The sequence below is a fragment of the Endozoicomonas sp. ONNA2 genome (assembly GCF_024606365.1).
Taxonomy (GTDB): Bacteria; Pseudomonadota; Gammaproteobacteria; order Pseudomonadales; family Endozoicomonadaceae; genus Endozoicomonas.
In genome coordinates this window covers 1-8256 of the sequence record NZ_JAHHPO010000085.1, presented here as the reverse complement: position 1 = coordinate 8256, position 8256 = coordinate 1, and the positions used below count along the sequence as shown (strand labels likewise).

Sequence of the window (8256 nt, the reverse complement as noted above, 5' to 3'; positions counted from 1 at the left end):
ATGATTGCGGTGGAGCATCTGAATATGTGGAAGTTATTTACAGACAATTCCTAAGCAGATGCCCCCACCTGGGCGGCCCCACCTGGGCGGCCCCACCTGGGCGGCCCCACCCATCTCCACCCGGGCTCGCCGTGCTATGGGTGGAGTATTGCGCGAAAATTGATAAAAATTATGCCCGAATAACAGCGCAGTTATATACATATGCAGGAAAGGCCGAAAGACAACCGGCCAAGCCGGGTCAAAGCGCTGCAAACTCTTTTTCCAGACGTTTTGCTTCTTTTTTGGAGACGCCCCCCAATACCTCAACAGCATGACGCAGGCGTGCTCGTGTCATATCCGGACCCAGGATTTCCATAGACTCCATGACAGACCAGGAGTTTGGCGTACCAGCAATAGCAACAAACACAGGATGGTTAAAATCACCCAGCTTAATGTCCATCGCTTTGGCAAGCCCTTTAATTTCCGAGAAAATCTGATCACGCTGCCACTGGCGCAGGTGTTCAAGCTTCCAGAGTGTGAACTGCAGCACCTTCTTGACATCACCCGCTTCCAGCTTTTTATGGGCAAAATCTTCAGGCGACAGATTCAACATACCGGAGAACATAAAGGCAGCAATGGGGGCAAAATCAGTGAGACGCTCAACACGCTCCTGCGCCATGGGCAGAAACTTCATCAGGTAGTCACGGTTCAGTAACCAGTGATGCAAGCGATCGGCAAATTGCGCCGTGGTCAGGTTTTCGCGGATCCAGCTGGCATTCAACCAGGAGAGCTTGTCCTGGTCAAAAATCGGGCCGCCCAGAGAAACCCTGTTGAGGTCAAAATCCGCCAGCATCTCTTCCAGGCTGAACTTCTCCCGCTCATCTGGCATGGACCAGCCCATACGCCCCAGGTAGTTCAACAGCGCTTCTGGCAAATACCCCATATCACGATAGTATGTAATACAGGTTGGGTTCTTGCGCTTGGACAACTTGCTCTTGTCAGGGTTTCTCAACAACGGCATATGGCAGAGTACCGGCATGGGCCAGCCAAAGTATTCATACAACAACTGATGCTTGGGCGCCGAGTTAATCCACTCCTCGCCACGAATAACATGCGTAATTGCCATCAGGTGATCATCAACCACATTGGCCAGGTGATAGGTTGGCATGCCATCGGCTTTCACCAGAACCTGCATATCCACTTGGGACCAGTCAATCTCGATGGTGCCACGGAGCATATCCGCCACTGTGCAGACGCCACTGTCAGGCACTTTCATTCGAACAACGCAAGGCTCACCCACCTTCAGCCTGGCCTGAACCTCGTCTTCAGAAAGATGCAGACAGTGACCATCGTATCCGGGTGTCTGCTTGTTCGCCATTTGCTCTGCACGCAGGGCGTCCAGACGCTCTGATGTGCAGAAGCAACGGAAAGCATGCCCTTTATCCAGCAGTATATGAGCATGGTCAGCGTAGATTTCCCGCCGCTCACTTTGCCGATAGGGGCCGTGGGGACCACCAACATCAGGGCCCTCATCCCAATTCAATCCAAGCCAGCGCAGGGAGTCGAGAATCTGTTGTTCGGATTCAGGCGTACTTCTGGTTTGGTCGGTATCTTCTATACGAAGCAGAAACTGGCCGCCCTGACTCCTGGCAAACGCCAGATTAAACAGGGCAATATAAGCGGTACCAACATGGGGATCGCCGGTAGGGGATGGTGCAATACGGGTGCGTACAGTCATGGAAGTGCTTTCTCAATGACGTCTGCGCCCAATGGCCGCAGACTGACAGAATACCAAAACAGGAATTATAAGGCTGAGACCCGACAGCACCCAAATATTGATCGAACCCGGTGCCATCAGGCTGCCCTTTTTATCCCCAGACGGGAAATCAACCAGCCAATGGTCGTTCCCTGAATCAACAGTGAGAAAAGAATAACGGCAAGCGTCATTTCTATAATCATTCGCTTTTCCGACATGGAGTCCGGGATCGATAGCATCAGGGCAACGGGCACAACCCCTCTCAACCCACCCCAGAACATCACCTTCATGGAATTGCTGTCCACTTTACCACTCAGTGGGATCAAATTACTGACGGGCAGCAACAGGTATACCACCAGGCAGCGCGCCAGAAGAACGACCATAATGGCAATAATTAACGAGGGATAAAACGTACTGAGCCGCTCGATATTACGCAGCAGGAAGTCCTCGCTTAACCCTAACAGAAGGAAAATAAAACTATTGGCTACAAATGCCATAAACTCCCAGTAAGGATCCAGGTGACGCAAGGTCATAAAGTCTGCCATGGCCCGACGACCATAGCTGCGGGTGATAATCCCGGCAGCGATAACTGACATGACACCAGACGTTTCAAAGACATGATCCGCAATAATAAAACTGGTGAAAGCCAGGATAGTTGTCAGTGCAATATGCACATAAGGCATTCCCCGGGACAACCTGAGCAAAACCAGCATGGCTGATCCCATGGCCGTACCCACAAAAATCCCGCCAAAGAAGACCCTGAAGAACTCGATAAAGGCAGCAAAGCCAGTGCTGCCAGACAGCCCTGTTCCCGATTGGATAATCGAGAGCACAATGCCAAACATAACAATGGCGGTTGCATCGTTAAACAAACTCTCGGCATCCATCAACAGAGAGATCCGTTCAGGCGCTTTAACCTCTTTAAACAGCGCAATAACGGCAACGGGATCCGTCGCCGAAATCAGTGCACCAAACAGGAGCGCACTGGCCAGCGTGAGAGGCGTCAACTCACCCAGGATCACACCGACAACCAGGGTAGACAAAACCACGCCGGGAATTGCCAACATCAACACAGGCACCAGTTCTCTCACAAGGGCGGTAAACTTAATGTTGATGGCCGCTTCAAAAATCAGCACAGGCAGCAAAACATACATGATCAGATCATGAGTCAGGGAGAGACGGAGAACAGGTGCCAGTAATTCAGAATATTCAGCGGCTATTCCCAGGGCCATACCGATCACAACCAGCCCGATAGTGTAGGGGAAACGCAATTTTTTAAGAAAGATTGCTGAAATAGAAGCCAATAAAAAAAGGCCGAAGAAGATCAGCATAGGGATGGCGAGACCAGCGCCAGAATGTGTTACCGACATTTCCTGTTCCGTTTATAAATAAATGCCGAAATGAAGAGCGCTCACAAGCTCGGCATTTTGGGCCATGAGTTCTATTTACCCATGGCTATAGTGACCGGTCAGTCCATGTCTCGACACACTTCAGGAATGACGAGGAGAAAAGTAATACCAGAGATAGCGGAGGGCAACATAAAGTACGATCACCGTCGCCACCAAAAGTTCAAAACCGGCCAGATTATTAATGACATCACAAATGTTTTGATGGCCCTGTTGATGAAGTGTTTCTGCCAGCTTAAACAACGCAGTAGCCCCAATCACCATTGGAAATGTGAAGGCAGCATATCCGGGTGAAAACGGCAGGCGCAGTAAACGGGCAAAGCCAACGTAGACAAGGCTCGTCATAAAAATAGCCAATGGCAGCAGGACTGCAACCAATAAGTAATTTGGCTGGTCAGTAATGGACAGGTAACCCGCCAGAGAAAGGCTTGCCGGTGCCGCCATAATGGCAAAGGTAGGCAGCGCGGCATCAGGAATTTTCTCTCTGAAAATCAAACGGTACAACATGACTGGCAGCTTGATTAAGTAGCAGCACAGGCCAAAAATAAACAGCGTAAAGACCAGCCCCCCATGCCCCATACCGGGGCTGGTGACTGCCGCTACAATAATGCCAACAGGGGGAACAAACCAGCTTGGAACCATTTGGTGTAAATGGAAATCAATAAATCGGTGAACAGTAAAACCCACAAACAAAAGCAGATGAGCAACAACCGCCAGCAACCAGAGTCCTCTGGCAAAATCAGGCGCCACCGGCAACAACGATTGCGCAATAACCATACTGGCCATGGCACAAGTTGGCAGCACACTGCTCACCACAGGGTCCGCCAGATCCGCCCAAAACAAACCGGGATTGTTCAGAAATTTCAGAATAATGGCCAACACCATCAGGCTGGCCACCAGTGCCGAGGACAACTTGAACCAATCAGCCAGGGCCGGCAGCACCAAAGCCCAGACAGCACCCAGGCTGGCAATACCCAGCGCCAGACCGCCCAGCGGCGTTGGCACTTTTCTGAGACGGACACTCAAAGCTGTTTTACTCATAGGCAAGTCATCTTCTGACTGAATAACAACGGCCACTTGCACTCACTCTCCAGATAATAGTTGGAATGATGGTATAACCCAAAAAAAAAGAAGAGAAATCAAACGCTACCCGCTTCCCGAAAAGATGGAACCACTTGTGCTTTTGCGGGCAGCGTCTGTAGAAATGAGGAAGTTATTTCAGGACAATGCCTATGAGACAGCCTATAAGAATTCTACAGGCCCGCCGTATTCTAAAACGAGTGTAAACTCATTGAGCAACCTCTGCGGAACATTATCCTTCAAATAATTTACCACGAAGTTCTGCAACTGCTGCCTTTCTTCCTGGCTGCAATCGTGATCAGCCGTTATCTTGAGCTTGAGTTGGCCCCTGGTGTTGCCAGAAGTTGACACCGCACTCAAGCGTGCATGCTTAGTCAGCAGATGTCTGGCATATGACTGTATCATTTCCTTCCTCATGGCACTTATCATGGCTCTTTCTGAACTTACCGATGGGGTACTCGCAGCATCAGTGCTGGCAATGTCTCGACTAGCTCCGTCGATTTCAGCACACTGAGGCCCCCTTGCTGATTCCACATTTCTATTTGTTATCGATTCAATGCCATTTGCATGCTCTGGCGGGCATGGTCGTGAATTCAGGCCAGGTGTCGGAAGCACATCGCCGATTCGGGCAGCGGCGGGTGATGAATCACCTGCACCCGATGGGGGAGCATAACTTGCGGATGGCGTTTGAGTGACTCCAGAATTGACATTTTGCATAATTACCTCTGATCGACGTGAACTTTAATGTCAGGGATCGATGAAATTCGATCTCATAACACCAACCTTTTAAATCCTGAGAATCAAACATTAGCTGCTTAACGCTTGATAACCAATTAAAAAACTGGATATGGCATTTGTCCTTTGCAAAGCCCCTTGCAGAATCTGAACTTAAGTTTGAAATTAACCATTGCCTCAGCAGTCGCAGATTGAACCGTGTGATTCTTTGATAATGCCTTGAAAAAACTCTATTGAATTGCTATGAAGCACTTCTTATTGCAGTTCTTATTGCACTTAAGTAACCAGAAAATTACCAAATCAACAGCCACAGGTTGAATTATCCAAAACCTGTTCTACCTTTATCACTGAAATTCAAAAAAAATCAGCCTGCGTGACCGTAAATAATGGAATTTTCTAATGCCATAAAAGCATTGATACTAAACCTCCTTGTTGTTGTCTTGACTGGCTGTACTCACGATGAGAGGTTTAACAAAGTGACACCTACCCTTAACGAAAGCTTGCAAACCAGCATTAGTCGCCATCTTGAGGCATATAATTCAACTAAGGAGATAAAGCAGCGGATATCACGCTGCTTTGGCAGGTTTTCTATTGTCAAAACATTTGAACTGACCGGCGATGACAATAAATTACGCCCCGTTGGCGTCGGTATGCAAACCATTATTGAACAGGCAATTCATGAATTAATTATCAACAGATCCTTGGAAGAGGTTGTGGCGGTAATCCATACAAAAACTCCGGCTACCCCACTGGTTTCTCCCGAAAATACAGCCCCCCCTGAAGCCATGTCAACGCAAATGCAAGGTGACATTGCACGGGAAAAAACCATTATTGACAGAACTGTCACCGTCAGGAATCTGGCTAAATGTGATCCTGAAATAATGACCCTTTACATAGCCTATCCAAAGAGCGGTCTGCAGAACAGAACGTCTGATCAGCAAGAAATTTATCTAAATGAACTGGGTAAGAAAGAGAATAAATGCCTGAAAGATCTCCCATTGTCACATGAAACAATGCCCGACGATCTGGTGGGGGCTTCTTATATTTTGACCGGTGCAGATGCAGGAGATGAGAGTGAGCAACTCTATTTTGGTCTCAGGGCAGTCCAGGCCAAAGATGCTGGCGAGGAGAAAACCAAAACCTGGACATTCTGGTTAGGCGAACTCAACAATGCAGAGATTCAGCCTCGTTACATAGAGGTCAAAACCTATCTTGACAAGGGTACAGATGTCAACATAAGTTTTTAACCCAAAGGTCTCGCTGACACCGATGGTCCGGCCTCTCTTCAGCATCCAAAAACGGCCTTGGCATTAAGGATGCTGTCGCTGCTTCTGAATGGCTGGTAATCCACCCCGTGCGATGGGTCCTCGCCTTTGAGGTTGTCGCAAAAGGCACTGAAAAGAAGGGAAATCACAAAGTCACAAAGAACACAAATGCCCATGGCGCGTGAAATTTTTTTTTTTGCGCCACCCTCAGGGATGAAAAATGGTTGAGCGAAATGTTTTTCACGTCAAAGAAGAGCTTTTCTTTTCCGTCAAAGAAGAGCTTTTCTTTTCCTTTGTGTCTTTGTGTCTTTGTGGTTCAAGGCTTTCATGCTTTTTGTGACGGTTTCCAAGCCGGGAATGTGCGGTGAAAAGTGACGGTCAGGAGTGTGGTTTGACCTTCGCGGGGATGACGGCTGTATGGGTATTAGCGATTGGCTGCACTAGAGCAACGCAGGAGCATTTGTCGCGCAAGGTGGTTTATTCTCAGACAGCCTCCCAGACCGCGACCTGACTGGGGGAGGATGTCAATTGCCAACATCTTCGTATACACCAACATCTTCATATTTGTTTTCATGCCGGGGCATCACCTGTTCCCCGGGTTTCTGAAAGAACGGATTCCTTGGCCGTAAAGGCGGTTTTTCCAATAGTGCCGGTTTTTCCGGTTGTGCCGACCTTTTTGGTATTGCCGTTTTTTCCGGTTGTGTCGTTCTTTCTGGTAGTGGCGGTTTTTTCGGTTGTGCCGACCTTCTCGGTAGTTCCGACTTTTCCAGTAATGCCGGTTTTTTCGGTAGTGCCGATTTTGTCGGTCTGGGCGGCTTTGAAGGAGCTATCCTGGAGTGTCTTTCACCGGCAAGCTCTGACTCTCTCTTAACGGCTTCTATCATCGGTTGATAAACCTCCTCCTGTGCCTGACCCGCAGTATTGATGGTCTCCAATTCCATCAGGCCACCCGCAACAGCGGGGGATGACCTGCGGTGATAATGAAGATAGTAGATGCGCACCCCTGCCAGCACAATGGCCAAAGTAGACCCCAAGACAATAATACCGACTATTCCACCAGTACTAGCCGCCGGTGTTGCCGCCCGGGTGGGCAGAGCCGTCCCCGGCAGACTGGTAAAGTTCATGGCGGTGTTCGCTACCGTCGGTACCGGTGCTGGCGTGGCCGGTGCTGTCCTCGGTTCCCCGGCCACGCCTGCAGAGTAGCCTGCGCTCCTGGCATCACGGCCAAACTTGCCCAAGGTTTTGGCATCCGGCACCGGCTTCCACCCTTCTTTACTGCCGGATGGGAATGCATTAGCCCCAGCGGTCAGGCCCGACAGGACCCCCAGTACCACGGCGGCTTTCGGTAGCTGGCCAAGGCCGACGGAGGCGGTGGCCGGTAGGCTGGTCGGTTGTGGTGTTTGCTGCGGTTTCTTTTTTCTCCTGCCTTTGTCGTTTGTTGCGGAGCCATACACCGGGCTGTCTACCCGGCCCTGCCCTGGCGCCGTATCTTTAGTCGCACCAAAACCGCCAAAAAGATCCCGGAGCCGGGTCGCTGAAGAAAAAGTGACAACGCCCTCCAGCATTGAGCTGATCTCCGCTGGCAACTCAGCATAAGACGACACCAGTCGCGCTCCCAGCGCAACTCCCTGGAAAAAGCCGCTCTCCGGCCCATCGGGGCTGCCAATGGAGAAGGCCAAACCTCCATCCGGTTGCGCCGACGACTGCCACCCGAGAGGCTCATAACCAGGATGCCACGACTGCAAAAATGGGATAAAACCATCACGCAAAGCGACCTTCACCCCTGCCCATACGCCCCATTTCTGCTGAACCGGTACGGAGGCAGAGGCACTGGGTGCGCCTGTTGTCTGAACGGAAGGTTGAGATATCAAAGTTATTTCCTCGAAAAAAATAAGGGAAAAGGTAGACAAGGCTCAGGCAAAGAAAGGAACCGTTTGAGTTATTGGCAATGGGCAATGGGCAATGGGCAATGGGCAAAAAATTTCCTGATTACCACTGATCGTACGTCATGATACAGAGAAAGTTTATTTAAGAA

5 protein-coding genes are annotated in these 8256 nt (G+C 49.9%); 1 reads left to right on the top strand and 4 read right to left on the bottom strand.

The annotated features are described in order from the left end of the window. Positions 1 to 238 precede the first annotated feature (238 nt). The 3 genes from gltX to KDK14_RS01540 form a co-directional block, all read right to left on the bottom strand. Positions 239 to 1717 (bottom strand): glutamate--tRNA ligase, encoded by a 1479-nt coding sequence (gene gltX / locus KDK14_RS01550; RefSeq protein ID WP_257263256.1) that lies wholly within the window; start codon positions 1715 to 1717, stop codon positions 239 to 241. A gap of 116 nt (positions 1718 to 1833) precedes the next feature. After that, positions 1834 to 3105 carry a sodium:proton antiporter gene (locus tag KDK14_RS01545; protein ID WP_257263255.1) on the bottom strand — a complete coding sequence of 424 codons (1272 nt, stop codon included), beginning with the start codon at positions 3103 to 3105 and terminating at the stop codon, positions 1834 to 1836. A 120-nt stretch (positions 3106 to 3225) separates the two neighbouring features. Next, a complete protein-coding gene (locus tag KDK14_RS01540) occupies positions 3226 to 4218 on the bottom strand; it encodes a TDT family transporter (protein ID WP_257263254.1) in 993 nt (330 codons plus the stop codon). Between the two features lie 1214 nt (positions 4219 to 5432). Between KDK14_RS01540 and KDK14_RS01535 the strand changes: the two genes are divergently transcribed. Continuing rightward, entirely contained in the window at positions 5433 to 6203 is a 771-nt protein-coding gene (locus KDK14_RS01535) for a hypothetical protein (protein WP_257263253.1), read from the top strand. A 542-nt stretch (positions 6204 to 6745) separates the two neighbouring features. Here KDK14_RS01535 and KDK14_RS01530 read toward each other — a convergent pair. Then, positions 6746 to 8092 carry a hypothetical protein gene (locus KDK14_RS01530; protein ID WP_257263252.1) on the bottom strand — a complete coding sequence of 449 codons (1347 nt, stop codon included), beginning with the start codon at positions 8090 to 8092 and terminating at the stop codon, positions 6746 to 6748. Positions 8093 to 8256 lie beyond the last annotated feature (164 nt).